Consider the following 26,485-nt stretch of genomic DNA (forward strand, 5'->3'; position numbering starts at 1 on the left):
ATGAAAACCAAACTTGTCTGTTTAGCTATCGTTTTGTTTCCTGCGGCCTTGTTAGCCAAAGAAATCACGTTGCCTGAAGATGGCATCCTGTGGCGAACGTCGTCGTTGCCCGGTTATCAAACAACCCTGGCCAACTGTTCAACTTGCCACTCTGCCCACTACGCTGAGTACCAGCCACCGAACAGTGGCAAAGGCTACTGGCAAGCAACTGTGCTGAAAATGAAAAATGTTTTCAAAGCACCGCTTGCTGAAGAAGACGTACCTTCAATTGTGGAATACCTGACCGACACTTACGGCTCAAACAGAAAATAGAGGTTCAGTTTGTCTTGTGCCTAATGGCTAATTATTAACCACTCACCGGAGATAGAAATGAGTAAAGTTGTTCAATTGAAGGCCGCCGATGGTCACGAGTTCGATGCATACGTCGCGGAGCCCACTGGTGCGCCTCGCGGTTTAATCGTCGTCGTTCCTGAGATATTTGGTGTTAATAGCCATATCAAATCAGTCGCTGACGGTTACGCCGCAGACGGCTATCTGGCAGTGGCAGGGTCTTACTTTGACCGTGCTCAGCGTCACTTTGAGGTTGGTTACTCTCAGCCTGATATTGCTGCTGGTATCGAAATCATGAAAAAAGTGAGCTTTAACGACGTCATGCTCGACGTAGCCGCAGTGCTTGCCTACGGCAAATCTGCTGGCAAAGCAGGGATCGTGGGTTACTGCTGGGGCGGTGTCGTCACCTTCCTGGCTGCCGCCCGAGTGGCCGGCTTGTCTGCTGCATCGTCCTACTATGGTGGCGCATTACCGAACTTCCTGTCAGAGACGCTGCAATGTCCTGTCGCGTTTCATTTCGCCGAAAAGGATCACTCAATTACTTTAGAGCAAGCCAAGACCGTCGCTGCAGCCTATCCCGCTGCGGAAGCGTTTTACTACCCTGCAGATCATGGCTTCAATTGCGATCAACGGGGTTCGTATGATGCAGCCTCTGCCAAGCTTGCCCGAGAGCGCACGCTAGCTATGTTTCGCCAAAATGTAGGCTAATCCCTTCGTGACACGGGTACAGACCGTTTAAGCATTGATCATCGCCCGGCGCAGCTAAAAAAAGTCGGGGGACTTTTTTAGAGGAAGACAACATGGAATTCAGTATCCAGCACGCCAAAGATGCAAGCTTCAAGCACGACGGCTTGCGTGAGTATTTCGACTATCGTGATTTGGGCATACACAGTGCAACAAAAGGCAAAGCAGTGATGCATGTCATTAAGGCTGTCAAAGGGACGAATGCCCACGGTGAATGGCATAAACATGAAATCGATATGCAATTGGTTTATGTCTTGAAAGGCTGGGCGATCTTCGAATACGAAGGGCATGGACAGCACAAACTCGAAGCGGGCACTTGCGTGCATCAACCTCCGGGCATCCGCCATCGTGAGATTGCACACTCGGACGACGTTGAAATCCTCGAGTTAGTCGTGCCGGGCGACTTCAAAACTGTAGTGCTCGATTGATAAGTATCTAAAGACACGAAACCATTAGTTACAAAATAAACTCGGTCTACGTATTGAAGTCTGCGATCGGAACTATCTAAAATCCCAAAATGGAAATCAGACTTGCCCGATTAGAAGCCATTATCCCCTCACTCGCAACGCGTGAGGATTTGGCATGCCTCGAAACCCGCATGAACGCATCGATTAATCGGGTTGAATCAACCCTGCATAGTGAATTGACCAAGCAAACATGGCGCATCGTCGCACTATTGGCTGGCTTATTGCCATCACTGTTTGCCGCGGCAGTTTATGTCACCAGATACGCCAACTAATTTAAAGCGCCCGCCCACGTACAAGCGGCGATTTTGGTGAAGCTATTTCTGCTCAACACCCGCCTGTTTAACCAGCTCGCCCCAGACTTTGTAGTTGTTCTGAATCAGCGTTGAAAATGCTTGGGGACTTGCGCTGGTGACGACCTCGGCACCGAGTGCTTCAAGCTTTTCGGTGACGTCGGGGTCTTTCAAAATAATATTGATCTGATCGTGTAGTTTTTGCACGATTACGGGATCAGTCCCTTTCGGTGCAACAAAGCCAAGCCAGGCTCCCATATTAAAGTCGCTGACGCCTTGCTCTTCAAGTGTCGGTATTGAGGGGTCTAATCTGGCACGCTGGTGCGTGCTCACCCCAACCGCATTCAACCGGCCCGACTTAACATGAGGCAAAGTCGAAACCAAAGTGTCAAAGGTCATATCGACGTTACCGCCAATGACATCCTGTTGTGATTGACTGCTACCGGTATAGGGGACATGGGTGATCTTGGTTTGTGTTTTGACCATCAACATCGCCATCAGCAAATGGCTGGTTGTCCCCACCCCGATCGACGAATAGTTGAGCTTATCGGGGTTAGCCTTCGCAAAGTCTGTCAGCTTCTGCAAGGTATCGAGCCCCTTGGTTTTGTTTGTTACCAACAAAAAGGGCAGCCAAGACGTCTGACCGATCGGGTCAAAGTCATTTAAAGCGTCGTAATTAGTGACTTTGTAAATATGTGGGTTGATGCCTAAAGGGCCTGACGCTGACAGTGCTAGCGTATAGCCATCGGCCTTGGACTTGGCAAGCTCGGCTAAGGCTAAGCCGCCACCAGCCCCAGGTTTGTTTTTGATGATGACAGGCTGGCCCAGATCCCGATTAAGTTTTTCACCAATAATTCGTGCAATGGAATCTGTTGACGTGCCTGGAGGAAACCCGACAAGAATAGAAATGGGCTTGTCCGGATAAACCTGTGACAATGCCGTGCTGGCAAGCATCACCGACAGCAGGGCCAGCGCGGCTGTTGAGACAAACTTTCTTGTGAGCTTAATGATCATGATTTATTTAAAGTTTTTCATCATTTGAGCACTATTATCCTGACCGTCAGTGTCATCTTCACTATCGTTGCTCAGGTCCTTGGGCACTTCGATCTGCACGGAGTTCAGGTCAATTACTTTGGGTTTATCCACAAAAATCGTTACCGTCTGTGGGACGAAAATCACGATAACAACCAGTACAAGCTGTAACAGGACGAAGGGGATGGAGCCAAGATAAATGTCTTTGGATAAAACCTTTCTGGGCAGTGTCCCGTCTTTGAAGATCTGATCTGCGGCACCACGCAGATAGAACAGCGCAAAACCAAACGGCGGATGCATGAAACTCGTTTGCATATTGACGCATAACAGCACACCAAACCAGATCATATCGATGCCGAGCTTATTTGCGACCGGCGCCAACATGGGCAGAATGATGAATGCGATTTCAAAGAAATCCAGAAAAAATGCCAGAAAGAACACGAAAAGATTGACCGCCACCAGGAACCCTATCTGACCACCTGGCAAACCAGAGAGCATGTGTTCAATCCAGATTGCGCCATCAACGCCTTGAAACACCAGCGAGAAAACACGCGAACCGATCAGAATGAAAACCACCATGGCTGTAATGCGCATGGTGCCTGTAATCCCGTTTTTGATGATGTCCCAGTTCAAGCGACGATGAAAGGCGGCCAACAAGATGGCACCTACAGCGCCCATTGCGCCAGCTTCAGTTGGTGTCGCAACGGCAGTGTCCATCCCAGGCAATCCACCCATACTGCCCAAGACCGCGAAAATAAGTAGCGCAGAGGGGATAATCCCACGCAGGCATTTTTTCCACAGTAGCCATCCTCGCAACTCAATTGCCTCTCTCGGGATGCCGGGCAAATAAGACGGTTTCACGCGGCTCAAGATAAAGGTATAGAGCATGAAAATGCCGACCTGAAGGATCGATGGCCCCCAGGCGCCTTTGTACATATCCCCAACTGAGCGCCCAAGTTGATCGGCCATCACCACCAACACTAAGGATGGCGGAACGAGCTGAGTGATGGTGCCCGAGGCCGCCAACACCCCGGTGGCATAACGCATGTTGTAGCCATAACGCATCATGACAGGCAGCGAAATCATGGCCATCGCAATCACCTGCCCGGCAACCGTACCCGTGATCGCGCCGAGAATAAAGCCCACAATAATGACCGAGTAGCCGAGGCCGCCACGAACCGGGCCAAACAGCTGTCCCATCGAATCCAGCATATCCTCAGCAAGACCACACTTCTCCAGGACTGCCCCCATCAGCGTAAAGAAAGGGATAGCCAGCAGAAGGTCGTTCGTCAGAATACTAAAGACATTCAAGGGCAAGTTGTACATAAAGCTAGCGGGAAACCAGCCCATGTAAATGGCGATAGCTGCCGAGATCAATCCCAGGGCAGATAGTGAAAACGCCACCGGAAAGCCGATCAACATGATGAAAACTAAACCCGCAAACATAAGCGGGGCAAAGGTCTGCATGCTCATCATTGCAAGGGCCTCTCGTAGGTCAAATCCATCTCATATTGACCAAGTAGCCAGCCAATCCGCTTGATCAGCTCTGACCACCCTTGCAGCCAAACCAGAGTAAACCCCAGAGGCAACATCAAAACAACGGGCCAGCGGATCAAACCACCTGTGTTACTCGACATTTCACCCGACAGGTACATGCCCCAAAACATCGGCCACGACAGGTAGGCAAAAATCGCCATAGCAGGGAGCAAAAACAGCACTAATCCAAAAATGTCGATCCATATCCGCTTTGTGCTTGATAAGGTTCCATAGATCACATCAACGCGAACGTGCTCGTTGACCCGAAAAACCTGAGCTGCACCCAGCATGACGCAAGCAGTAAACAAATACCACTGGATCTCAATCCATGCATTAGAGCTGTAACTAAATGTGTACCGAACGATGGCATTCAGTGCGCTGATAAAAACGCACAGGATGACTGACCACTTGGCGATCATGGCAAAAAAATTATTCACTGCATCAATGAAGTGCGCGAAGGTAAAAAAAGGTTTCATGGCAATCCATAAAAAACAACCGTCTGGCGAATTGCCAAAACGGCTATTTACACTTGCAAGATGAGAATGATACCTAAAAGCTCATAGACCCATCATTCAATGGGTTCTACGCCAGCCTTTTTAACCATTTCCGCAACTTGAACATCAGACTTTTTAAGCACTTCAGCAAACTCAGCGTTGCTAAGGATTTTGACTTCAACCCCTTGTTTAGCCAGTCGCTCTTGTACCGCAGGATTTTGCATTGCCTTAACTGTTGCAGCTTGAATTTTGTCTAAAACAGGGGCTGGTGTACCAGCGGGCGCGAGCAAACCGAACCAGGAACTCACCGCGTACCCGGGCAAGCCTGACTCTGCAATGGTTAGTACCTCGGGCAAGAATCGTGACCGCTCCGCAGCGGTCACAGCAATCAATTTAACTCGCTTATCGTCCTTAAAGCCCAAGGCGACAATGTTGGCCGAGATGGTTGCCAGTGAGCGTCCAGTGATGACTTCCATTACGGCTTCACCAGTAGATTTGGTCGGGATGTGTTCCATTTTCAACCCAGCCAGTCCTGCAAAATAAGCCATGGAGAGATGGGTAATGCTGCCATTGCCAGCTGAGGAGTAGTTGTACTTGCCTGGATCCGCTTTGACCATTTTGATCAAGTCAGCCACTGTGTTGACAGGCGAGTTACCAGGGACAATCAAAACATAACCAACTTCACCCGTATACGCGGCAGGCACTAAGGCAGTCAGCGGATCGTAGGGCAGATTTTTGTAAACATACTTGGCAATTAAGTGACCAGCCGCCGCCATATCCAAGGTCTGCCCGTCCGGTGCCGCGCGAGCGACCAGCGTTGTACCGATCACACCGCCCGCACCGGCTTTGTTCTCAACAACCACCGTTTGACCCAGCGCCTGACCCAGTTCGCTGCTGATGCTTCTGGCCATCAAATCTTGTGCCGCGCCTGCAGCAAAAGGCACAATCAAACGTGTCACTTTATCTTGGGCTTGTGCACCCGACAGACCAAACAACATCAGCCATACAGAAAAAAAATACCGGCTACTGCTTGACACATAACGCATGAAAGACCTCGGTTGTTTGGGGTTGCACTGTTGAGCGCTTAAAAAGTGTTGGCTTAGTTCGATGAAGGCTAGAAAGCCACGTTATTGCCACCCTTCAGTGCGAGAATGTTGCGGGCCTCGTCTGGTGTTGCAACTTCAAAGTTCAGCGCTTCAAGAATCGTTCTAATCCGCGAAACCTGCTCTGCGCTGGAGACTGCCAGTTGGCCTGGTCCCATCCACAAGGAATCTTCCAGACCCACGCGAACATGCGAACCCATTGCTGCACCGATGGTCGCCAAAGGAATCTGATTACGCCCTGCGCCGAGGATAGACCATTGGTAGCTATCACCAAAAAGGCGGTCTGCCGTGCGACGCATATGCATCAGATCTTCGGGATGAGGACCAATACCGCCCAGAATCCCGTAGACGGTCTGCACAAAGATGGGGCCTGTCACCAACCCCCGCTCAGCAAAATGTGCGAGGTTATATAAATGACTAACGTCGTAGCATTCAAATTCAAAGCGAGTGCCGTTTTCAGTCCCTTTGCGAAGAATCGTCTCGATGTCTTTATAAGTATTTTTAAACACCAGATCACGACTGTTTTCCAGATGCTGCCTTTCCCACTCATGCTTGAACTCTTTAAACCTGCCGAGCATAGGAAAAAGACCAAAGTTCATCGAACCCATGTTCAAAGAGGCGACCTCTGGCATAAACGTCATCGCCGGACGCATGCGCTCTTCAACCGTCATGTGCGGGCTGCCACCAGTCGTCAGATTGATTACTGCATTGGTTGCTGCTTTGATTTGCTTCAAAAACGGCAAGAAAAAGGCGGGGTCCTGGGTTGGTTTTCCATCTTTCGGATCGCGCGCGTGCAAATGCAAGATCGCTGCACCAGCATTCGCTGCATCAATCGCCGCGGTGGCGATTTCATCTGCTGTGCAGGGTAAGTAGGGCGACATGGAGGGGGTATGAATCGCGCCTGTCGGGGCGCAAGTGATGATAACTTTACGAGCTGATGCCATGGTGTCTCTCTCTTATTGTGATGTCTTTTAAAAAATACTTACCCCGTCCTTATTTACCAATATCCCGATCTGCTGCTTTTTTATGGGCCGCAAGTGCCATGAGCCTGCGATCACGCCACATTCGCCGATCCAGCAATTTGTCTGCGTCGAGATATTGACGCCGCTCAGCCTCTAGCTTCGCGACCACTTCATCCGACCAAGGCTCAGTCGAAGTTTGTTCTTTGGAGATCGACTCGAACATAGGGCCATAGCGCTTGGCGTAATCGGCAATACCGCCAGGTGCATTCAAATCTATGGTCTCAAACGGGCCCATAAATGCCCATCTCAAGCCTAACCCATCTTTGATGGTCACATCAAGACCTTCTGCATCCACGTACCCCTGTTCAACTAGCCTCACCGCTTCGCGCAATAAGGCGCCTTGCAGTCGGTTCAAAATGAAACCCTCCAACTCTTTATGAATTTTGACGGGCTTCTGGCCTGTGCTTTCCATGACATCCCAGGTTTTTTGCACGGTCTGCGCATCGGTCCAGGGTGCACCACAAATTTCAACGACGGGTACAAAACAGGGAGGGTTAACAGGATGGGCGATCACGCAACGCGCCCGACCAGGTAAATCTTCGGTGAAAGCGGAGGCAGGGATGCTTGAGGTCGAACTTGCCAGAACAGTCGTTGCCGAGACGAGCTTATCCATCCTGGCAAAGATCTCTTTCTTGATCTCGAGCTTTTCGGGCAAACTCTCTTGCACGTACTCAGCGCCTTCGAGCGCGTCTTCAAGTTTGTCGAATCCTTTTATTCTTGCAAGCAAGGCAGCAGCAGGTTCATCGATCAAACCGGCCTGATGCAAATCATTGAGTTGCTCAGCGATTAGCGGCATGGCCTTTGCTGTTGCTTCGGCGAAACCATCCCACAGCCTCACCTCATGCTTACCGCGGGCAAACACGATCGCCCAAGCTTGTCCGATTAATCCTGTGCCTATTACCGCAATTCTCATGTTTGTCTCTTAACTTAGTTTTTGGGTGTAACCGTCTACAACGAGCTCTTGGCCATTAATGTATCGGGCAGCGTCGGTTGCTGCAAATAAGGCCATGTTGGCGATATCAGTCACTGTCACCAGGCACCCCATTGCAGCCTGAGTTTCGTAGATCTTCGCGATCTCCTCAACGGGCGCGCCAAGCGTGTGCGCCTTCGCCTCAATCACGGCTCGAATTCGAGGGCCGTCGACAGCGCCGGGCAGGATGGCGTTGACTCGAATCCCAAAAGGACCAAGCTCAAGGGCTAATGATTTGGTAAAGCCGATAACGCCCCATTTTGAGGCGGCGTAGGCGCTTCGCCCCGGAAAACCGAGATGGCCAGCCGCCGAGGACAGATTAATCATACTGGCTCGCTGCGCCTGCTTTAGTCGCGGCACGGCCTGCCTGGCGCACAAGAACTGCCCAGTCAGGTTAATCGCGAGGGTTTTGTTCCAGTCGGCCAGCGCGAGGTCTTCGACCATGCCAGTCGGGCCTGCAATACCCGCATTATTGATCATCACATCCAAGCCGCCAAGATGGGTATCAACAGCCTGAAATAAGCTCGCCACGCTGGCTTCATCAGACACATCTGCTTGCAAGCCTGTCAGGCCTGGCAAGTCTGAAAGCATTTGGCTCAAAGCAACCTGATCGACATCACAAATTAATACCTTTGCGCCATTTTGAGCAAAACCTTCAGCGATCGCGCGACCGATACCGTTTGCACCCGCAGTCACGACCACGCGTTTACCAGCTAAAGATTGGTCTTTTAAAAACATGTCTGCCCCCTTTATTTTTTATCTTGTATTCGAGAATCATAACAATATCCTCTGTTGGCTTTTGCTACGCCTCGTCGGTTAGCCCATGTAGAATTCAATACATACCTGACTCAAATCGCGGCCCTGACCAAACGGCTTACAACGCTTGAAGGACTCGGCCTCACCGGAGCCTTTACAAAATGACCGGCACTGATCGCGAAGAAATTAGACTTTTAGGACGAATACTCGGTGACGTCATTAGAGAAACCGAAGGCAAGCAAACCTTTGAATCTATCGAGACACTCAGACGGGTGGCAGTTCGTCTCAGGCGCGAGACGCGCGAGGAAGACGATCGCACGCTCTCCTTGCAAATCAGAAAACTAAAAGGCGATCAAGTTAACTTGGTCGCCCGAGCCTTCAGTTATTTTCTCCATCTCGCCAACATTGCGGAAGACTTTAGACAAAAACAGGGGCAGCGGGCGTCAGCCTTGCGCGATGAAATCCCGGCGATCGGGACGCTCGCTCGGTCAATTCAAATGCTGCAACGAAAAGGGGTTAGCCGCTCTCGTGTGCAGGCTTTACTTGAGCAAGCGACCATCGTGCCAGTGCTCACGGCACATCCAACCGAAGTCCAGCGCAAAAGCACGCTCGATCTGCATCACAAAATCGCACAGTCGCTTGATCGGCGAGATGGTCGAATCACAGAAAGTGAACAGGCCGAGATCGATGTTGAGCTCGTGGGCCTGATCTCAACCCTGTGGCAAACGCGCATGCTTCGCTTAAACAGACTGACGGTGCAAGATGAGATTGAAAACGCCCTGTCGTATTACCGCAGCACCTTTCTGACGGCGATCCCAAAACTTTACGCCGATCTGTCTCAATTACTTGGTCCTGAGACTTACTCGGCTTTCTCGCCAGCCCCCCAGCCGCTGCGACCGTTTTTGCGAATGGGTAGCTGGATTGGTGGCGATCGCGATGGGAATCCGAACGTTGATGCGCAGACACTGGGCCATGCGTTAACGAAAGGGGCAAATGTCATATTCGACTTCTACTTATCCGAGGTAGAGGCTTTAGCTGCTGAATTATCACAAAGCACCTTGTTGACGGGCGTATCGAAAGAATTGCTCGACTTAGCGAACCAGGGTCCTGACCGCTCCACGCATCGCGAGGACGAGCCCTATCGTCGAGCGCTCATTGGTGTTTACGCGAAGCTTGCCTCCACTGCTCTGGAGCGAGTCGGAGCCGACATCGCGCGACCCGGGACGGCTCGGATGGAGGCTTATCCTCTGCCACAAGCGTTTTTCGATGAATTGCAAGTGATTGCCACGTCACTGGATGCAAATCGTGCAGGTCCCGTTGTTCGGCTTCGCCTGCAATCGCTCTTGCAATCTGTCTTGGTTTTCGGATTTCATCTTGCTGCCCTTGACCTCAGGCAGAGCTCAGACGTACATGAAAGAGCACTGACAGAACTCTTTATGAAAGCGGGGGTCTCCCTTACGGAGGGTTGCTCTACTTACGCCGAGCTAACAGAACCCGCCAAAATTGAACTGCTCCGCAAAGAACTAGCTCAGGGTCGCCCGCTTACGTCCACGTGGACAAACTATTCGGACGAAACTGCCCGTGAACTTGGGATCATTCGCGCGACGGCGTATGGTCGCCAACACTTTGGCACTGCCGCGATCACACAATATATCGTGTCGCACACCGAAACATTAAGTGATCTGCTCGAAGTATTGGTTTTGTTCAAAGAAGCAGGCCTCTTGCATGCAACGCAAGCTAGCAACCGTGATGACGGGTTGATGGTTGTACCGCTCTTCGAGACCATCCCGGATTTGCAGAACGGGCCAAAGATCATGGCAGAGTTTCTTGATCTACCAGAAATCAGAGACCGGATTCTCAGCCAACAGGGTGCTGTTCAAGAGGTTATGCTTGGTTATTCGGATAGCAACAAAGATGGGGGCTATCTCACCTCCAATTGGTCGCTGTACACAGCCGAGCGAGCACTTGTCGAGGTCTTTCAAAGTCGCGGCATCAAACTTCGTCTCTTTCATGGTCGAGGCGGTAGTGTGGGACGGGGCGGCGGCTCAACCTTTGACGCGATTCTCGCACAGCCTCCCGGCACAGTCGCTGGTCAATTAAGGTTAACCGAACAGGGCGAGGTGATACAGAGCAAATACAAAGACGCCAAGGTAGGGCGCTGGCATCTTGAAAATCTCGTGTCGGCCTGCCTGCAGGCAAGCCTGACACAAGGCGATAGCCTGGATACAGAAGACGCCCATATTGCCAAGTATGGGGATGTGCTCGAATTTCTCTCGAATTGCGCACAGAAGACGTATCGAGATTTGGTCTACGGCACAGCAGACTTTGCAAAATATTTTTTTGCTTCAACGCCCATCGCCGAAATCAGCGGGCTAAATATCGGCTCGCGTCCGACGTCCCGCAAGGGTGGTCAGAACATCGAAGATCTTCGGGCGATTCCTTGGGGCTTCTCATGGGCGCAATGCAGACTGATGCTACCTGGCTGGTACGGGGTTGGGACAGCACTCCACACCTTCATCGAAGAAGGATTTGAGGGGGTCGCGAAAAGCCGGAAGGCTCGTTTGCACTTGCTCCAGGACATGCTTCAGGATTGGCCATTTTTTAGTACGCTCATGTCAAATATGGAGATGGTCCTCGCCAAGACAGATCTCAAAATCGCCTCACGCTATGCAGAGTTAGTCTCCGGCAAGCGCCTAAGAGACAAGATCTTTAGCCGTATCAGCCAAGAGCATGCCACGACCTTATCAGCGCTGAAAATGATTTCTCGTCGAGAACTGTTAGCAAATGATCCTGCCCTCGCTATGTCGTTGCGCGAGCGGTTCGCATACGTCGATCCGCTGAATTACTTGCAGGCCGATTTGCTTAGACAACACCGCGCCAACACGGCGCGCGCCACAACCGATCACGACGATGACCGGCTGATCCGCGCTATTTATCTCACGATTAACGGGGTTGCTGCTGGTTTGCGTAACTCAGGCTAGAAACAGGCTAGGCTTGGCACGAGGCCATGGTCACCTCGCAGTTTGCTTGCATGATGCGACGCCATTCCGCAAGCTCTGGTTGCCCCGGCTTGCGTGCGCCAAAAAACTGCACAATCAGACGCTCGTCAGTATCGTAGAGCTCAAGCGATGTTACCCAGCCATCAACAGTTGGTTTACGCACCACCCAGGCTGACTCGATCGCCGCCGTTTTCAGATGCAGATTGAAGTCGGGATCGATGATGTTGTACCAGGGTCCCTTACGGTAAAGCGTGTGCACGGGTCCGCTGTAAATTTGAATAGTGCCTGCGCTTGCAACAAAGCACATGATAGGCAGTTGGCAGTTAGCAACGTCCTGCAAAATCTCTTCTACAGATAATGGATCGATCCGCTGAGCCAAGTCGTTCCCGACTGCTTTAAATGCCGTGACCCGTGTGACCTTAAACCGCTTAATCAAGCCGTAAAATTCATGCGTATCCTGCATGGCTAGCCAAGCTTCTCGCAATACCTGGGGTTGCTCAACGCGTGTCGAAAGCGGCTCCTGCGGGCTATCGAGCTTGCCTGGCCAAGTCACCTGCTCTGCGGCGTAATCGTCAACGAGCTGCTGGTAGGCGGCAATATCCGTTGACTCTGTGCAATATATTTTATGTATTGCTGTGCCTGTTTGATCGAAGCATTGCAGGCTGCTGCGTCCGAGTTCGGTTACCGACCAGATCGTCTTGATTGTCGAAATAAACACGCGCAAATCGATGGGGTTGCCTTGCACCAGCAAGACACCCCGATCCAACAGCGGTTTTGGGTAAACGCCCTTGAGTTCATGCAGGCATATGTCGTTACGTGTAATCGCAATGACTTCGCCTAACTCGCTGACACGATTGAAGATATCGAAAGGCGCGCAACGCAATTGACGACTGGATACGCGCTCTTGTGCGGCCGCTATCCACTGCGCCTCAGTCAACCCCAGATGCCTTGCGATGTCTCTTGCACGCGCGGATCGTTGCTCGGCTGAGAGTTTTTTCAGTCGATGCTGTACGTCGGCGACGTGGAAACTGTAGTCAGTTTGCTGTGCTGCGTTTTGCAGCGTGATTTCTGCTGTGTTCATAGGATTAGTCCTGACGTTAGTATTGATAGGTCACTGATAGGCGATAGTGGCGGCCTGGCTCGCTGTACCAATCAATGGGACGTTGCGTCAGTTGCGCCAGCGCCGCCGGTTTGGCACCCGCTGAAGGCATATTCGAGGCCTGCCAATACTGCTTATCAAATACGTTGTAGACGCCTAAATGCACGGTCATGCCATCAAAGGTTGGCGGGCGCCAGTAGGCGGCAAGGTCCACCACACCGTATCCCGGCGTCTGGTAATCCGCTAACGGTAGGGACGCAGTTGGCTGAGGGTACTTAACATGCGTGCGGGCTGCGGCTGCTGAGAGAACCGCGTGGGCGCCCCATTGTTGGTGCCGATAGCCAAGACCCCATGTCGTCGTGAGCGGCGCGACCGAGTTCAGGTATTGCTGCGTTTGTTGATCACGACCCTCCGCCCAAGCAACACTGGCCCACGTGCGCCAGCCGTGACCCAACTCTAAATGGCCTCGAGCTTCTAGGCCAAAAATCCTCGCCTCTTCAATGTTCGCTGCGGTGGTGATGCCTAACGGGTACAGCGAGGGGATATGTGAACCCCAGATTGGCTGCTTGGGGCCAACCGGAACGTTGCTTTCGATGAGGTTTTGATACTGGTTATCGAAATAGGTCAGGCTGGCACCACGCTGGTAATTGCCAAGCTGAAGCCCAACCTCGTAACCTTGACTGGTCTCGGGCTTGAGCGCAGGATTGCCAACATTCAGGTAACTGCCGTAACTACCGTAGTGGCTATAGAGCTGAGTGGCACTTGGGGCGTTGAAGCCCGTCGCATATTGAGCATAGAGCGTTGCTTCAGGATGTAGTGACCAAGCCGTCAGTAGTTTTGGAGAAAACCGCTGACCACTTGAGGCCAGGCCATCGGCGGCGCCCGAAACATGGCCTTTCAAGGCAGCGGCTTGCGTGAACGCTTGAGCCGGTGATTGCTGGAAGTTGTCATAGCGTAACGAGGGAGAGACCGTCAAACCTAATTCGCTGATTGTCATTTCATCCTGTAGCCAGGCGGCCCACTGAGTGCCGACTACCTTGGGGACATCGGCGCGGTTGCTGTGCAGAATGTTGCATGGCCTGGGGCCAAAGGGCTGTCGCAAACGAGTCGATATGGCGGGGCAGTTGTCTTCGCCAGAGGAATATTGATTGACTCCTGTTTTGAACCACTCGCCGCCAAAAGTAAGGTTGTGAGCGACCGCGCCTTCAATGCGCTTCGAGACTTCAGCATCGGCACCGTACATTGATTCGCTCATGCTGTTGTGGCGGACGAACGAACCAAATGGGTAGCCGTACTTAAAGGGATCACCACGCACGATGCGAGACCGCGGATCTGGTCTGCGCATTGCAGTCAAATCACTATCGAGGCTAACTTGTTGCCAATAAACCTTCGCCACGGCACTCTCGATCAGGCTGTTGTGATCCACACCGCGATATTGATAGTCGATCGATAGGCGATCGCGCTGGCTTTCATCTTTGGTCTGGTGGTGACGTCCGATATAAAGCGTGGTGGGGCCTTGAGCAGAAAAATTTTGGATCTCGTTCGCTTTTTCGAAGTGCTCGCCTGTCACACCGACGCGATGCGCCGAATTAATACGTTGTTGCACTTTCAGCAAATAGGCTTGTTGAACATAGTTCGCAGGGTCAGGCTGGCTTCTGCCCAGACCATAACCGCCAACTTGTCCCATGTTTGACACTTGCTGCCCCTGCCGCACACCAGCCTGGATCAGCCACTCGGTGCTGTGCTGACGACCAGCAATCGCAGCGTGAATACCAGTGCTTTGATCCAAGGTGTTGAGGTCGGTTTTAACCAGAGCCGCAAAATCTTTGCTGGCGGACAATAAATCACCTGGACTCAGTGTCTGGAGTTTCACTGCAGCGCCCAAGCCACCTGAACCCACTGCGTTTGAGTCAACACCGCGCACGATTTCAAGTGCCCACAACGTATTGAAGTCAAAGGCACTCAGACCACCTCTGACCCCGCGAGCACCGTCGTTCAGCCAGGGCTGTCGGATGCCATCGATGCGAGTATTGATACGACTCTCGTCCAACCCCCTGATGTTGAGGCTTTGGCTTTGTTTATTGAACCGGAGGCCCGACTCTGCGCTGCGAGCAAGATCATCCCAACCTTGAACCTGTAAATCATCGAGCTTCTCGCGATCAGTTCGGGTGGTCCAGGGGGTTACGGCCGAGTGATAGGGCGCTTGCACCAGAATTGGCTCAAGCTGCCTGAGATCGGTCGCGGTGTTTGCAGACGCACTGAGCGTGATGCCCAAGGGCAAAAGTACGACTGAGGTTTTGAGAATGGATCGAACCAGCATGGAGCTCCCTTGTTAACGAAACAGAGGAACTACCACGCCCCTCTAAATGCAAATGAGAATTGTATGCATTTAGAATTTGAAATATCACCAAAAGCGCGTAACGTTTGGTAATACTTTGTAAGCAAATATGACGCCGGTTTTACAAAACCCCTCCAGCTGCTAGAGCAGACAAATCCTGCTCGGTATACCCAAACCATTGCGAGTAGATTTCTGCATTATGCTGCCCCAGCGAAGGGCTCGCGATGGTTTCAACACGACCGGTACCATGCAACAGTAGCGACGTATGCGGTAATACCACGCGCCCGAGTTCTGGGTCATCAAACCACTCAAGCGTGCGGCGCTCATGCATATGAGGATCATTCATTACTTCGATCAAGTCACGAACAGGTGCGGCTGGGAAGCCATGTTTTTTGCTGAGATCGAAAATATCCTGACGCTTAAGCGTCTTGGTCCATGCCTCAATGGTCGCGTCGGTATATTCGATATTCTCAACGCGTGCCTTATTGGTCGATAACCGCTCATCACCTTGCAAATCGAGACGATTCATCGCGGTCAAAATGTTGTTCCAGTGCGGTTCGGTCACACACACAAACGCAATATGACCATCGGCAGCTTCGTACACGTTGTAGGGCGCAAGCGCTAATCCCCCATGACGATTACCTACCCGGGGCGGGACCGTGCCTTTTGCACGATAAGCCAGACCGAGATTCGACGCGAGTGTCGGGTAGGCAGTCTCTTGCATTGATACCTCGACCAGGCGTCCGATACCGGTACGCGACCTTTCGAACAAAGCGGTCATCAGCCCTGCATAGAGGTGTACACCGCTCAGGAAATCAACAACCGAGGCACCCGATCTCATGGGTGGTCCATCCGCTACGCCCGTCACGCTCATCAACCCCGCAGCGGCCTGAATGGTGACATCCATCGCCAGGTTATCCCGATCAGGACCAGACAAACCGAAACCGGTGCCAGTGCCGTAAATAAGTTTGGGATTGATCTCATGCAGGATCGACCAGCCAACGCCCAGGCGGTCCATCACACCAGGGGCGAAGTTTTCGACCACGATGTCGGCTTTTTTAACCATCTCTTTAAACAAGGCGACACCACGGGGTGATTTCAAATTAAGTGTCACGCCCTTTTTGTTGGTGTTCAGCATGGCCATGGGGAAAGATGCACCCCCGCCTACCTTCGCCCTGGTTCTGGTCGGTTCGCCATTCACTGGCTCGATTTTGATCACCTCTGCACCGGCTTTAGCCATCAAAAACGTGCAGTAAGGTCCTTGGTAAATTTGCGTAAGATCCAACACCGTCACACCAGCCAAAGGGGTATTGGCTAGTGGTTGCTCAACCCCGGCGCTCATTTCGTATCCTTCAATATTTTCTTGGCCATGGACATCAGATGCACTTCTGTGGGTCCTTCGTAAACCCGCATCACCCGAACTCGCTGGGCCATCAAATGCAAAGGTAGTTCTTTGGTCACACCCATGGCACCAAAAGTCTGCATCGCGTGATCAATCACCTCGGTGGCCATTTCAGTGGCATAAACCTTGATCATTGAAGCTTCAAAGCGCACATCTTTGCCAGCATCTTGTTTTTGTGCTGCATCCAACACCATCAGGCGGCAAGCGTGGATTTTTGTAGCCGCATCAGCTATCCACCATTGAATAGCCTGGCGGTTTGCCAGCGGCTCGCCAAAAGTCACTCGCTGTTTGGCATGCGAACACATCATCTCAAGGGCTCGCCTTGCCATGCCGACGCACCAAGCGCCCATTTGTAAGCGTCGAACAATCAGCCTCAATTGCATGGGCCCGAAGCCGCCGCCAATGGTGCCCAGCAGATTGCCCGCTGGCACTCTGCAGTTCTCAAAGGCAAGTTCGTATGTCCGATGACCTGACAGCATCGGGATTTCGCGCAAGATTTCGTACCCCGGCGTCCCTTTATCAACGATGAAGGCCGTCACGCCATCATGGCGTTTGCCTTCGCCCGTACGGGCCATGACAATGGCGAAATCAGCATAGGATGCCCGACTGACCCAGATTTTGCGACCGTTGATTACCCAGTGATCGCCGTCGAGTTCTGCGCGGGTCAACATGCCCGAGGGATCCCCTCCTGCACCAGGTTCAGAGATTGCAATCGCCCCTTTCAGCTTACCCTCGGCATAGGGCAAGAGATACTTCTGCCGCTGCTCGTCGTTTGCGACAGCCATCAACATGTGCAGATTGGGTGAATCAGGCGGGAAGGTAAATGGAACCACCGTGCGACCCAGTTCTTCGTTGATGGCAACTAAGGTCTTTGAATCTAAATTGGCCCCGCCAAATTCTTCCGGGGCATCCAACGCCCAAAGCCCCAGCTCTTTGCACTTAGCCAAAAGTGATGCTTCTTCGTCAGGCAGCAATTTACAAGCCTCACCCTTAATCTCTCTTTGCAAAATAGCTGGCTCGAGCGGCATGAGCTCTTGATCAACAAACTTGGTCACCAAGTCAATGATCATTTGACGCTCTTCATTTTGCTCGTTTTGTAAATCGTTCATCCTGACTCCTCTGGACTGCACTGTTTTGTTATTCTCAATCAATATTACTGTTTGTTTTTACTGTAATTAAGCTTGCAACGCCTGAAAAGTCATTTTTTAAATTACCCCTTAAGCAAACAAGGATAATCCCATGCGCTGGATACGTTATTCGATCAACCATCAAAAGCATTACGGCATCCTGGAGGGAGATCGCGTTCAACAGGTTAAGGGCGACCCGTTTGATGGCTATGAGGTCGAGCAGATTTTTCACCCACTGAGCGCTGTAAAGATTGAGATACCTGTCATCCCCAAGACTTTCTATTGCGCGGGCTTGAACTATGCCGAGCATGTTTTGGAGGCCGCCAAGAAACTGGGTACCTCGCCTAACCTGCCCACTCAAGCGGATATTGGCTATCGTGCCAATAATGCCCTGATTGCTCATGAAGAGACCGTCATCATCCCCGCAGATGCGACCGAGAAAATTCACTATGAAGGCGAACTAGTCGTTGTGATTGGCAAAACAGCCAAGCACCTGACCATGGACAATGCCCTGGATTGCGTCCTCGGCTACACCATCGGAAACGATGTAAGTGAACGAACCTGGCAGAAATCAGACCGGACGCTATGGCGGGCAAAAAACAGCGACACCTTCAAGCCAATGGGGCCCTGGATCGATACTAACTTTGACCCTCGCGGCGCGACCACGACGGTCAAAGTTAACGGTGTTGTCAAGACAGTCTACAAAACCAATGACATGATTTTTGATGTGGCGACTTTTTTGGTAGCGATGACGCGCTATATGACACTCGTACCGGGTGACGTCGTCTGGATGGGTACAGACGGACACTCACCCGACCTTGTTTCAGGTGATGTCGTGGATATTGAAATCAGTGGCCTGGGGGTGTTGACCAATCCTTTCAAGCGCGCGACCGAGTAACACTTCATTACAAAATGATCAGCAAACTTGCCGGCGCGCTCTACATCGCAAGGTACGTACACTGATCGGCAAAACACCGTCAACTGTTGTAGGTGCCGGGCCTACCTGATCAAGCGGGACTTGTTAATCTACGCTTAATCTATGAAATTAAGCACAAACCAATGCACCGCTATCGTCGCAGGTTTATTCAATCGGGACTCGCGCTTGTCACAAGCGGTGCTGGGGCGTGGGATATGAATCGTCACAGTGCCATGGCGCAGACAAGCTTGACCAACCCACTAGACAAGCTCTTGCAGGCAGCTGTGACCAACCGAGATTTGCCCGGCGTAGTCGCCCTGATTACAGATAGCAGCCACGTGCTTTATGAAGGGGCGTTTGGTGAACGCGCTTTTGGGCAAGGCACGGCTGGCCAAAACGCAAACATGACAATGGATACAGTCATGTGGCTCGCCTCAATGACCAAGCCAGTTGTCGCGGTTGCGGCGATGCAACTCGTCGAAGCTGGCAAACTCGAGCTCGATGCGCCCGTATCCAACTGGCTACCTCAATTGGCCAGAGCACAAGTTTTAACTGGATTTGATCACCACAACCATCCAATCTTGAGAGATGCGAAAACGAAGATCACCTTGCGTCATTTATTGACCCACACGGCTGGGTTTACATATGACCTTTGGGATGCCAACCTCGTTAAGTACCATCAAGTCACGGGCAAGCCTAGATCGGCTTCAGGCAAGAAGCTCGGGCTAGAACTGCCACTCGCCTTCGACCCCGGTTCTCAGTGGGAATACGGTATTAACTACGATTGGGTCGGCCTGTTAATCGAAGCCGTCAGCAACAGGACGCTGGGCGAATATATCCGCCAGCACATCACCGAGCCGCTCAGCATGACGAGCACTAGCTTCACGATCAGCACCGATATGCGCAAGCGGCTGGCGAAAATCCACCAGCGCGATGCCGTGCAACATTTTAAAGTCACACCCATTGAGATTGGCGCTCACGCCGAGTTCGAGTCTGGTGGTGCGGGCTTGTACTCAACTGCGAGGGACTATGCGGCATTCATGCGGATGATTTTGAACAAAGGCTCACTCAACGGACAGCAAATACTGAAACCTGAAACCGTTGCTCTGATGACGAAAAACTCGACTGGTGATTTAAAGGTGACAAAGCTCCACTCGCAAAACCAAACCTGGTCCCGCGATATTGATTTTTTTCCGGGTGTGAAAAAAAGCTGGGGCTTAGGTTTTATGATTAACCAAGAGCGAGCCCCAACTGGACGATCAGCAAATAGTCTTGCCTGGGCGGGGATTGGTAACACTTTCTTCTGGCTTGACCCTGAGAACGAGATCGGCGGATTGATGATGACGCAGTTGCTGCCTTTTCTCGATCAAAGCGTGACCCGAGTTTTTACTGACTTCGAGCGCAATGCTTATCAGACACTAAGATAAAAATAATTGGAGACAAAATGAAAGCAATAATCGACACCATTCTTAAAAACGCGGTTGATGCGGGGCATATACCCGGCGCCATTGCGGCGATTACGAATTCTGACGGGCTGCTGTATGCGGGTGCTTATGGTGAAGGTGCGTTGGGACAAGGCGATCAGGTCGGTATGGACACCGTCGTTTGGCTGGCCTCGATGACCAAGCCCATTGTTGGCGCTGCCGTTATGCAACTGGTTGATCAAGGAAAATTAACCAGTAGTCTGGATGAAGAGGCCTCGCGGTGGTTACCACAACTGGGACAAGTCAAAGTATTGACCGGCTGGGATGCTGCAGGCCAGCCGATGTTCAGAGATCCGAAAAGCTCTATCACTGTGCGCCAGCTGCTGACACATACTTGTGGTTTTGCCAATGACATTTGGTCACCCGATCTTGCACGCTATCATCAAGTGACTGGCAAACCTCGTGCTGGTTCAGGCAAAAAAGCCGGGCTCGATGTGCCATTGATGTTTGATCCTGGCACACAATGGGATTACGGTATTGGCATCGACTGGGCAGGCCAGCTGGTTGAAGCAATCTCTGGCATGAGTCTGGGTGCTTTTATTAAGCAGCACATCACTGATCCGCTTGACATGAACAGTACGGCCTTCAAACTCAGCCCTGATATGCGCGCGCGTATGGCCAAAGTCCATCAACGCGACGTCACGGGCAAGCTAACGGCAAGCCCGTTTGAAACCAATCAAAACCCAGAATTCGAACCTGGCGGTGGCGGTTTGTATTCAACCGCCAATGATTACATCAAGTTCATGCGCATGATGTTGAACAAAGGTGCCGGCAATGGCCATCAGATATTGAAGTCTGATACTGTCTCGCTCATGTCCCGGAATGCCATTGGGCTGTTGCGGGTGAAGATGCTTCACACCAACGACGAGCGACGTTCGCTCGACGCAGAGTTCTTCCCTGGTTTGCCTAAAACCTGGGGCTTGAGTTTCATGATTAATGAAGAGACGGCACCAACGGGCCGATCAAAAGGCAGCTTGGCTTGGGCGGGCTTGCCGAATACTTATTTCTGGATTGATCCAATCAAAAACGTCGCTGGCGTAATCCTGATGCAGATCCTGCCTTTTGCTGATACGAAAGCCCTGGCACTCTTTACTGATTTCGAGACAGCGGCCTACGACTGCTTGTCATAGGCCGGCTCAAAGTGCTGATTAGGCAAAAGGCATGGTTTGAGCCATGGCTGGTAATTTAACAACTGATTCATACCAGGCGGTGAGCTTAGGATGACCTGGGCGCCAGGGCTCGTTCTCAAATCTGAAATCAAGGTAACCCAAGGCGCAGGCGACGGCGACTTCTCCGATGGTGCTCAGTTGATGAAGGCTGCCTGCCTCTTTTTCTAGATCATCCAGTGCTCGGCTAACTTTGCCTTGCTGTAACGTGATGTACCCGATGCGGCCTTCGTCTTGGGGCAACGCGATCTCGCGACGGCGAGGTTGGCTGGCATCCAGAATGCCATCACCAATTGCGTGCAAACGAAGCGCTGTCCAGCGGGCTGGTCCCTCTGCCGGAAACAACGGGGCGGCGCTTCCAATGCTATCCAAGTATTCACAGATTACTGGGCTATCAAAAAGCCCCTGACCGTCGTCAGTAACCAAGGTTGGTATCTTTGCAAGCGGATTTGACTGTGCCAAGACGGGGTCTGTCGTAGCAATGACCCATTTCTCAATTTGAGCATCGATCCCACGCAAGATTGCGCAGACCATCGCTTTACGCACGTAAGGACTAGCACCAGAAGCAGTTAATTTCATTCCTATCCCCATCAATTCGTTATTGTCGTTCCGGGATTCTACCGAATAAACCTCACAGCTCAGGATGCAAGCATCCCCACCCTATTTGCTGGGGCATTTTTCCTTGGACGTTACGCCCCCTGATTCGGGCAGTATTACGTTGACGTCACAAGGCGCTCGTGTATAGTGCTGTGGGTGTTAATAAGCGCAGTCTAACCGTCCCCAAGGTGCTGAAAGTGAAATTTGAGGTGTCCAACGATCAAATCGCGATCATTAAGCTCGTTCACGATAAGCTCTCGAAAAGTTATGAACCTGACTTGCTCAGCCTATCTCTTAAGCTGGCCGGCGTGGTCAAGGCGCTGGACGCCCAAGTGCTGTCAACAGAAGACAGTCACGCTGCCATCATGGCCGCCATTCGCAAGAAAAAGACTTAACAATCTCAAGTCAGCGACTCAGGCCTAGCGATCCCGATCGACCGCGAAGGCGCAAAGCGCAAGCAAAGCGTCTTTGCACGTAGACTCGGGGAACACATTCAACGCTTGTCGCGCCAGTTCGGCCTCAGCCTGCGCGGTTTGCATTGCATAATTTAGCGCGTCGTTCGCCTGAATCGCTTGAGCAACCGCCTCGAAATCTGCCTCACCCTGCTCAATCGCAACGCGAACTAAAGCTCTTTGGTCAGGTGTTCCAACCTCTAGTACACGAATCAGCGGCAAAGTGGGTTTGCCCTCTTTTAAATCGTCACCGACGTTTTTACCCAGCGCGGTGGCCTCACCGCTGTAGTCAAGCACGTCATCCACTAATTGAAACGCAGTGCCAATATGCCGACCAAACGCCGCGGCGGCCTCGATTTGCTCAAGCGTCGCATCGCTTATCACTGCGCCAGCTTCGGCAGCCGCCTCAAACAGCTTAGCCGTTTTGAAACGTACAACCTGCAAATAACGAGCCTCTGACACATCAGGGTCATGGATATTCAGCAACTGCAAGACCTCGCCCTCGGCAATCACGGTCGTCGCCGAGGACATGATCTGCATAATCCGCATGCGATCGACATCAACCATCATCTCGAAGGCGCGTGAATACAGATAATCACCGACCAGCACGCTGGCGGCGTTGCCAAAGACGGCGTTGGCAGTACTGCGGCCACGTCTGAGATCTGACTCATCGACCACATCGTCGTGCAACAGCGTGGCCGTATGTATGAATTCGACAATAGCCGCCAATAAATGATGCCGCTGTCCTTGATAGCCCAACGCCTTCGCAACCATCAACAAGATGGCTGGACGCATCCGTTTACCCCCCGCACCGATGATGTAATCGCCTATCGTGCGGATCAAAACAACCTCAGAATTCAGGCGAGTTCTGATCACCGCGTCAACTGCGGTCATATCCTGAACAACAGGATTGAGTAAATCGTTAAGGTTCTGCACGCGACTTTCTTTTGACTTTCAATTAGTTACACGCTATTATCTATGGCTCGGCTACGTGAACGCACGGCGTTCTCGTCTCTGAACACATTTAATTGCAACAAAACACGAGGTTAACCCATGTACGCGGTCATAAAAACTGGTGGCAAGCAGTATCGCATTGCTACTGGCGAAAAATTGAAAATAGAACAGATACCGGCTGACATTGGGCAAGAAATCACGCTGGATCAAGTGCTTTCCGTAGGCGAAGGTGACCAACTTAAAGTTGGCACGCCGCTTGTGGCAGGCGCAGTGGTCAAAGCAACGGTTCTTGCACAAGGACGCCATGATAAGGTCACGATCTTCAAAATGCGTCGTCGCAAGCATTATCAGAAGCATCAAGGCCACCGTCAAAACTACACCGAGATCTTGATTGGTGACATCGCGGCGTAAGGCCACGGTCATCGGATCCCGGCTCGCAACAGGAACAAATCATGGCACAGAAAAAAGGCGGCGGCTCGACGCGTAACGGTCGTGACTCAGAATCGAAACGGTTAGGCGTAAAAGCCTACGGTGGCGAACTGATCCCGGCTGGTTCAATCATTATTCGCCAGCGTGGCACCAAGTTTCACCCCGGCACAAACGTAGGTATTGGTAAAGACCATACTTTGTTTGCGCTGGTGGATGGCAAGGTCAAATTCGCTGTTAAAGGTAAGCTCAACAAATCGACGGTTTCTATCGTCGCAGCTGAGTAAGCCATCAGGCAGTACTAAAGGCCCTGTCGCAAGCGGCAGGGCTTTTTTATTTTTAAGTGTAAAAAATCATGAAATTCGTCGACGAAGCCACCATTGAAGTTATCGCCGGTAAAGGCGGTAACGGCGCGCACAGCTTTCGTCGCGAAAAATTCATCCCCAAGGGCGGCCCAGACGGTGGGGATGGTGGTCGCGGCGGCAGCGTGCTTGCCATAGCAGACCGCAACATCAATACCCTGATCGATTATCGCTATGCACGCAAACACGTTGCACGCAATGGCGAGCACGGTCGTGGCTCTGATCAATACGGTGCAGGGGCTGAGAACATTACCTTGCGCATGCCAGTTGGCACCATCATTTATGACGCAGAGACTGGCGAAGAGCTCTTCGATATGAACCGGCACGGTCAAGAGGTCATACTGGCTGCCGGTGGTGAAGGTGGTTTAGGCAACATACACTTTAAATCCAGTGTGAACCGCGCACCTAAGCAATGGACTCCAGGCAAAGAGGGCGAGCAACGTCGTCTCAGGTTTGAACTCAAAGTGCTCGCGGACGTTGGCTTGCTGGGCATGCCCAATGCAGGTAAGTCCACCTTAATTAGCCGCATATCCAATGCTCGCCCCAAAATCGCGGATTATCCTTTCACGACCTTGCATCCCAACTTGGGTGTCGTGCGTACGTCTGAGTCGCGCAGTTTTGTGGTGGCCGATATCCCTGGCTTGATCGAAGGGGCGTCTGAAGGCGCTGGTTTAGGTCACTTGTTTTTACGCCACTTAGCGCGCACTCGCATCCTGTTGCATCTTGTGGATGTGTCATCACTTGACCCTGATGAAGATACGATTGCACGCGCCGTGGGCGAAGCTCGCGCCATCATTGAAGAATTGCGCAAGTATGACGAAACACTCTACGAGAAACCTCGTTGGCTGGTGCTCAACAAATTAGATATGGTGTCTGATCCCGAGACAGTTAAAACGAGATTTTGTAAAGAATTCGGCTGGGATGGCAAGGTCTTTGCAATCTCGGCGCTGTCTGGCGATGGCACGCAGCAATTAATCTGGGATCTGCAAGATGCCATTGATGCCTATCGTCAAGTCGACAACATCGCTGAGGACAAGGCCGCAGGTACCTTCGTCGCCGAAGACCCGCGCTTTGATGATGCCAGGGGCGATAACTTAGCTCCCCGTTAAACTAGCGTTATGGCGAAACCTGCATCCACTGTTTCAGTTGTCGCAACGGCCAAGCGAGTCGTTGCCAAGGTCGGCTCCTCCTTGGTTACCAATGATGGTCGAGGGCTTGACCGCGAGGCAGTGGCCCAATGGGCGGCGCAAATCGCAGCCCTGCATGCACAAGGTAAAGAGGTTGTGCTGGTCTCAAGTGGTGCCATTGCTGAAGGTATGGCCAGGCTTGGCTGGCAAAAACGTCCCACATCAATGAATGAACTTCAAGCGGCGGCGGCCGTCGGTCAAATGGGGCTTGCGCAAGCCTATGAAGTTGCGTTTGGTGTTCATCACATTAAAGCTGCACAAATTCTGCTTACCCATGAGGATCTGGCCGACCGGCAACGCTACCTCAACGCCCGATCCACTATCTTTGCCCTGCTCCGTTTGGGCGTTGTGCCCATCGTCAACGAGAACGACACGGTATCAACTGAAGAGATTGCCGTGGGTGACAACGACACCTTGGGTGCTCTGGTCACCAATCTGATCGAAGCAGACGCTTTGATTATTTTGACGGATCAACGCGGGTTGTACGAATCTGATCCCCGCAAAAATCCTGAGGCCAAATTCGTCTCACATGCGCAGGCAGGTGATGTCAGCCTAGAGGCCATGGCAGGTGGTGCTGGATCAGGTATCGGCAAAGGTGGCATGCTCACCAAAATTCTCGCTGCCAAGCGCGCAGCAAAAAGCGGCGCTCATACCGTCATTGCCTCGGGTCGCGAGCCCGACGTGATGGTCAGGCTCGCTGCTGGCGAATGCATCGGTACAGAACTCAGAGCTAGTGTTCAAGTCTTGTCTGCCCGTAAGCAATGGATGGCTGACCACTTGCGCGTGCGTGGTCGCCTGGTGCTTGACGACGGTGCGGTCAAAGCCTTGCGCGATGAAGGCAAAAGCCTTTTACCGATTGGCGTTCGAGCTGTACAGGGTCGTTTTGAGCCTGGCGATGTCGTCGCGTGCTTAGACAAAAACGGCACCGAGCTCGCAAGGGGTCTGGTCAATTACTCGTCGGCGGATGCTCGCCGCATCATGGGCAAACCCTCTGGCGACATCGCATCTATTCTCGGTATGATGAATGAAGCGGAACTGATGCACAGGGATAATCTAATCCTTATTTAGTCAGTCAAATCCTCTCTCGAGATACGCTATGATTAGGCAGTTTTGCGGGGGTACTTGGCGAGGTCGTCAGGTTGAGAGATACCCTTCGTACCAGTACGGATAATGCCGATGCTGGGAGCGCTTTCCGGCTTAGCCGGAATCCATCCCGAGTCGGCTCCAATCAT

At 52.0% G+C, this 26,485-nt stretch carries 26 protein-coding genes; 13 read left to right on the forward strand and 13 right to left on the reverse strand.

The window, feature by feature from the left end:
• The 4 genes from sorB (at position 1) to BCM14_RS08630 (ending at position 1,813) form a co-directional block, all read left to right on the forward strand.
• Entirely contained in the window at positions 1-312 is a 312-nt protein-coding gene (gene sorB, locus BCM14_RS08615; RefSeq protein WP_106227604.1) for a SorB family sulfite dehydrogenase c-type cytochrome subunit, read from the forward strand.
• 57 nt (positions 313-369) lie between these two features.
• The gene (locus BCM14_RS08620; protein WP_106227605.1) at positions 370-1,038 is read left to right on the forward strand and encodes a dienelactone hydrolase family protein; all 669 of its coding nucleotides are present in this window, start codon (positions 370-372) and stop codon (positions 1,036-1,038) included.
• Positions 1,039-1,130: 92 nt separating this feature from the next.
• On the forward strand, positions 1,131-1,502 hold the full coding sequence (locus tag BCM14_RS08625) for a cupin domain-containing protein (protein ID WP_106227606.1): 372 nt from the start codon (positions 1,131-1,133) through the stop codon (positions 1,500-1,502).
• Positions 1,503-1,591: 89 nt separating this feature from the next.
• Positions 1,592-1,813 carry a hypothetical protein gene (locus tag BCM14_RS08630; RefSeq protein WP_106227607.1) on the forward strand — a complete coding sequence of 74 codons (222 nt, stop codon included), beginning with the start codon at positions 1,592-1,594 and terminating at the stop codon, positions 1,811-1,813.
• A 42-nt stretch (positions 1,814-1,855) separates the two neighbouring features.
• Here the strand turns inward: BCM14_RS08630 and BCM14_RS08635 are convergent, their stop codons facing one another.
• From BCM14_RS08635 to BCM14_RS08665, 7 genes are all read right to left on the reverse strand, one after another.
• Complete coding sequence (locus BCM14_RS08635; protein ID WP_259673511.1) at positions 1,856-2,845, reverse strand: Bug family tripartite tricarboxylate transporter substrate binding protein; 990 nt, start codon at positions 2,843-2,845, stop codon at positions 1,856-1,858.
• A 3-nt stretch (positions 2,846-2,848) separates the two neighbouring features.
• On the reverse strand, positions 2,849-4,336 hold the full coding sequence (locus BCM14_RS08640) for a TRAP transporter large permease (protein WP_106227750.1): 1,488 nt from the start codon (positions 4,334-4,336) through the stop codon (positions 2,849-2,851).
• On the reverse strand, positions 4,336-4,875 hold the full coding sequence (locus BCM14_RS08645; protein WP_106227608.1) for a TRAP transporter small permease subunit: 540 nt from the start codon (positions 4,873-4,875) through the stop codon (positions 4,336-4,338). The genes BCM14_RS08640 and BCM14_RS08645 overlap by 1 nt, the downstream gene beginning before the upstream one ends.
• 92 nt (positions 4,876-4,967) lie before the next feature.
• Positions 4,968-5,939: a tripartite tricarboxylate transporter substrate-binding protein gene (locus tag BCM14_RS08650; protein WP_106227609.1), complete on the reverse strand. Its 972-nt coding sequence runs from the start codon at positions 5,937-5,939 to the stop codon at positions 4,968-4,970.
• Positions 5,940-6,007: 68 nt separating this feature from the next.
• The gene (gene kce / locus BCM14_RS08655; RefSeq protein ID WP_106227610.1) at positions 6,008-6,940 is read right to left on the reverse strand and encodes a 3,5-dioxohexanoate:acetyl-CoA acetone transferase; all 933 of its coding nucleotides are present in this window, start codon (positions 6,938-6,940) and stop codon (positions 6,008-6,010) included.
• Between the two features lie 49 nt (positions 6,941-6,989).
• The gene (locus tag BCM14_RS08660; protein ID WP_106227611.1) at positions 6,990-7,931 is read right to left on the reverse strand and encodes a 3-hydroxyacyl-CoA dehydrogenase; all 942 of its coding nucleotides are present in this window, start codon (positions 7,929-7,931) and stop codon (positions 6,990-6,992) included.
• A 9-nt stretch (positions 7,932-7,940) separates the two neighbouring features.
• A complete protein-coding gene (locus BCM14_RS08665) occupies positions 7,941-8,726 on the reverse strand; it encodes an SDR family oxidoreductase (RefSeq protein ID WP_106227612.1) in 786 nt (261 codons plus the stop codon).
• A gap of 179 nt (positions 8,727-8,905) precedes the next feature.
• On the opposite strand from BCM14_RS08665, the gene ppc reads away from it, so the two are divergent.
• A complete protein-coding gene (gene ppc, locus BCM14_RS08670) occupies positions 8,906-11,725 on the forward strand; it encodes a phosphoenolpyruvate carboxylase (RefSeq protein ID WP_106227613.1) in 2,820 nt (939 codons plus the stop codon).
• Between the two features lie 7 nt (positions 11,726-11,732).
• Here the strand turns inward: ppc and BCM14_RS08675 are convergent, their stop codons facing one another.
• From BCM14_RS08675 to BCM14_RS08690, 4 genes are all read right to left on the reverse strand, one after another.
• Entirely contained in the window at positions 11,733-12,824 is a 1,092-nt protein-coding gene (locus tag BCM14_RS08675) for a hemin-degrading factor (protein ID WP_106227614.1), read from the reverse strand.
• Positions 12,825-12,840: 16 nt separating this feature from the next.
• Entirely contained in the window at positions 12,841-15,162 is a 2,322-nt protein-coding gene (locus tag BCM14_RS08680; RefSeq protein ID WP_106227615.1) for a TonB-dependent hemoglobin/transferrin/lactoferrin family receptor, read from the reverse strand.
• Between the two features lie 139 nt (positions 15,163-15,301).
• Positions 15,302-16,522, reverse strand: a complete 1,221-nt coding sequence (locus tag BCM14_RS08685) for a CaiB/BaiF CoA transferase family protein (protein WP_106227616.1) — start codon at positions 16,520-16,522, stop codon at positions 15,302-15,304.
• The gene (locus BCM14_RS08690) at positions 16,519-17,691 is read right to left on the reverse strand and encodes an acyl-CoA dehydrogenase family protein (protein ID WP_106227617.1); all 1,173 of its coding nucleotides are present in this window, start codon (positions 17,689-17,691) and stop codon (positions 16,519-16,521) included. The genes BCM14_RS08685 and BCM14_RS08690 overlap by 4 nt, the downstream gene beginning before the upstream one ends.
• A 130-nt stretch (positions 17,692-17,821) precedes the next feature.
• Here BCM14_RS08690 and BCM14_RS08695 point away from each other — a divergent pair, with 130 nt between their 5' ends.
• From BCM14_RS08695 to BCM14_RS08705, 3 genes are all read left to right on the forward strand, one after another.
• Positions 17,822-18,607 (forward strand): fumarylacetoacetate hydrolase family protein, encoded by a 786-nt coding sequence (locus BCM14_RS08695; protein ID WP_106227618.1) that lies wholly within the window; start codon positions 17,822-17,824, stop codon positions 18,605-18,607.
• A gap of 233 nt (positions 18,608-18,840) precedes the next feature.
• On the forward strand, positions 18,841-20,052 hold the full coding sequence (locus tag BCM14_RS08700; protein ID WP_259673512.1) for a serine hydrolase domain-containing protein: 1,212 nt from the start codon (positions 18,841-18,843) through the stop codon (positions 20,050-20,052).
• Positions 20,053-20,069: 17 nt separating this feature from the next.
• The gene (locus tag BCM14_RS08705; protein ID WP_106227620.1) at positions 20,070-21,239 is read left to right on the forward strand and encodes a serine hydrolase domain-containing protein; all 1,170 of its coding nucleotides are present in this window, start codon (positions 20,070-20,072) and stop codon (positions 21,237-21,239) included.
• A gap of 18 nt (positions 21,240-21,257) precedes the next feature.
• Here BCM14_RS08705 and BCM14_RS08710 read toward each other — a convergent pair whose 3' ends face one another.
• A complete protein-coding gene (locus BCM14_RS08710) occupies positions 21,258-21,854 on the reverse strand; it encodes a glutathione S-transferase N-terminal domain-containing protein (RefSeq protein WP_106227621.1) in 597 nt (198 codons plus the stop codon).
• A 215-nt stretch (positions 21,855-22,069) separates the two neighbouring features.
• On the opposite strand from BCM14_RS08710, the gene BCM14_RS08715 reads away from it, so the two are divergent.
• Positions 22,070-22,267 (forward strand): hypothetical protein, encoded by a 198-nt coding sequence (locus tag BCM14_RS08715; protein ID WP_146129749.1) that lies wholly within the window; start codon positions 22,070-22,072, stop codon positions 22,265-22,267.
• Between the two features lie 24 nt (positions 22,268-22,291).
• Here the strand turns inward: BCM14_RS08715 and BCM14_RS08720 are convergent, their stop codons facing one another.
• Positions 22,292-23,218 (reverse strand): polyprenyl synthetase family protein, encoded by a 927-nt coding sequence (locus tag BCM14_RS08720; protein WP_106227623.1) that lies wholly within the window; start codon positions 23,216-23,218, stop codon positions 22,292-22,294.
• A 159-nt stretch (positions 23,219-23,377) separates the two neighbouring features.
• Here BCM14_RS08720 and rplU point away from each other — a divergent pair, with 159 nt between their 5' ends.
• The 4 genes from rplU to proB all read left to right on the forward strand — a co-directional run bounded on the left by rplU (position 23,378) and on the right by proB (position 26,321).
• Positions 23,378-23,689, forward strand: coding sequence for a 50S ribosomal protein L21 (gene rplU / locus BCM14_RS08725; protein WP_106227624.1), 312 nt, complete (start codon positions 23,378-23,380; stop codon positions 23,687-23,689).
• A 41-nt stretch (positions 23,690-23,730) separates the two neighbouring features.
• Complete coding sequence (rpmA, locus tag BCM14_RS08730) at positions 23,731-23,991, forward strand: 50S ribosomal protein L27 (RefSeq protein ID WP_106227625.1); 261 nt, start codon at positions 23,731-23,733, stop codon at positions 23,989-23,991.
• 68 nt (positions 23,992-24,059) lie between these two features.
• Positions 24,060-25,175 (forward strand): GTPase ObgE, encoded by a 1,116-nt coding sequence (gene obgE / locus BCM14_RS08735; RefSeq protein WP_106227626.1) that lies wholly within the window; start codon positions 24,060-24,062, stop codon positions 25,173-25,175.
• Between the two features lie 9 nt (positions 25,176-25,184).
• Complete coding sequence (proB, locus tag BCM14_RS08740) at positions 25,185-26,321, forward strand: glutamate 5-kinase (RefSeq protein ID WP_106227627.1); 1,137 nt, start codon at positions 25,185-25,187, stop codon at positions 26,319-26,321.
• Positions 26,322-26,485: the final 164 nt, after the last annotated feature.

Origin of the sequence: Jezberella montanilacus, from assembly GCF_003003055.1 — a bacterium.
Classification (GTDB): Bacteria; Pseudomonadota; Gammaproteobacteria; order Burkholderiales; family Burkholderiaceae_B; genus Zwartia; species Zwartia montanilacus.

Bases quoted from the DNA above. Each gene is read 5' to 3' on its own strand.
- sorB (WP_106227604.1), top strand. From the start codon at position 1: ATGAAAACCAAACTTGTCTGTTTAGCTATCGTTTTGTTTCCTGCGGCC.
- BCM14_RS08620 (WP_106227605.1), top strand. From the start codon at position 370: ATGAGTAAAGTTGTTCAATTGAAGGCCGCCGATGGTCACGAGTTCGAT.
- BCM14_RS08625 (WP_106227606.1), top strand. From the start codon at position 1,131: ATGGAATTCAGTATCCAGCACGCCAAAGATGCAAGCTTCAAGCACGAC.
- BCM14_RS08630 (WP_106227607.1), top strand. From the start codon at position 1,592: ATGGAAATCAGACTTGCCCGATTAGAAGCCATTATCCCCTCACTCGCA.
- BCM14_RS08635 (WP_259673511.1), bottom strand. From the start codon at position 2,845: ATGATCATTAAGCTCACAAGAAAGTTTGTCTCAACAGCCGCGCTGGCC.
- BCM14_RS08640 (WP_106227750.1), bottom strand. From the start codon at position 4,336: ATGAGCATGCAGACCTTTGCCCCGCTTATGTTTGCGGGTTTAGTTTTC.
- BCM14_RS08645 (WP_106227608.1), bottom strand. From the start codon at position 4,875: ATGAAACCTTTTTTTACCTTCGCGCACTTCATTGATGCAGTGAATAAT.
- BCM14_RS08650 (WP_106227609.1), bottom strand. From the start codon at position 5,939: ATGCGTTATGTGTCAAGCAGTAGCCGGTATTTTTTTTCTGTATGGCTG.
- kce (WP_106227610.1), bottom strand. From the start codon at position 6,940: ATGGCATCAGCTCGTAAAGTTATCATCACTTGCGCCCCGACAGGCGCG.
- BCM14_RS08660 (WP_106227611.1), bottom strand. From the start codon at position 7,931: ATGAGAATTGCGGTAATAGGCACAGGATTAATCGGACAAGCTTGGGCG.
- BCM14_RS08665 (WP_106227612.1), bottom strand. From the start codon at position 8,726: ATGTTTTTAAAAGACCAATCTTTAGCTGGTAAACGCGTGGTCGTGACT.
- ppc (WP_106227613.1), top strand. From the start codon at position 8,906: ATGACCGGCACTGATCGCGAAGAAATTAGACTTTTAGGACGAATACTC.
- BCM14_RS08675 (WP_106227614.1), bottom strand. From the start codon at position 12,824: ATGAACACAGCAGAAATCACGCTGCAAAACGCAGCACAGCAAACTGAC.
- BCM14_RS08680 (WP_106227615.1), bottom strand. From the start codon at position 15,162: ATGCTGGTTCGATCCATTCTCAAAACCTCAGTCGTACTTTTGCCCTTG.
- BCM14_RS08685 (WP_106227616.1), bottom strand. From the start codon at position 16,522: ATGAGCGCCGGGGTTGAGCAACCACTAGCCAATACCCCTTTGGCTGGT.
- BCM14_RS08690 (WP_106227617.1), bottom strand. From the start codon at position 17,691: ATGAACGATTTACAAAACGAGCAAAATGAAGAGCGTCAAATGATCATT.
- BCM14_RS08695 (WP_106227618.1), top strand. From the start codon at position 17,822: ATGCGCTGGATACGTTATTCGATCAACCATCAAAAGCATTACGGCATC.
- BCM14_RS08700 (WP_259673512.1), top strand. From the start codon at position 18,841: ATGAATCGTCACAGTGCCATGGCGCAGACAAGCTTGACCAACCCACTA.
- BCM14_RS08705 (WP_106227620.1), top strand. From the start codon at position 20,070: ATGAAAGCAATAATCGACACCATTCTTAAAAACGCGGTTGATGCGGGG.
- BCM14_RS08710 (WP_106227621.1), bottom strand. From the start codon at position 21,854: ATGAAATTAACTGCTTCTGGTGCTAGTCCTTACGTGCGTAAAGCGATG.
- BCM14_RS08720 (WP_106227623.1), bottom strand. From the start codon at position 23,218: ATGACCGCAGTTGACGCGGTGATCAGAACTCGCCTGAATTCTGAGGTT.
- rplU (WP_106227624.1), top strand. From the start codon at position 23,378: ATGTACGCGGTCATAAAAACTGGTGGCAAGCAGTATCGCATTGCTACT.
- rpmA (WP_106227625.1), top strand. From the start codon at position 23,731: ATGGCACAGAAAAAAGGCGGCGGCTCGACGCGTAACGGTCGTGACTCA.
- obgE (WP_106227626.1), top strand. From the start codon at position 24,060: ATGAAATTCGTCGACGAAGCCACCATTGAAGTTATCGCCGGTAAAGGC.
- proB (WP_106227627.1), top strand. From the start codon at position 25,185: ATGGCGAAACCTGCATCCACTGTTTCAGTTGTCGCAACGGCCAAGCGA.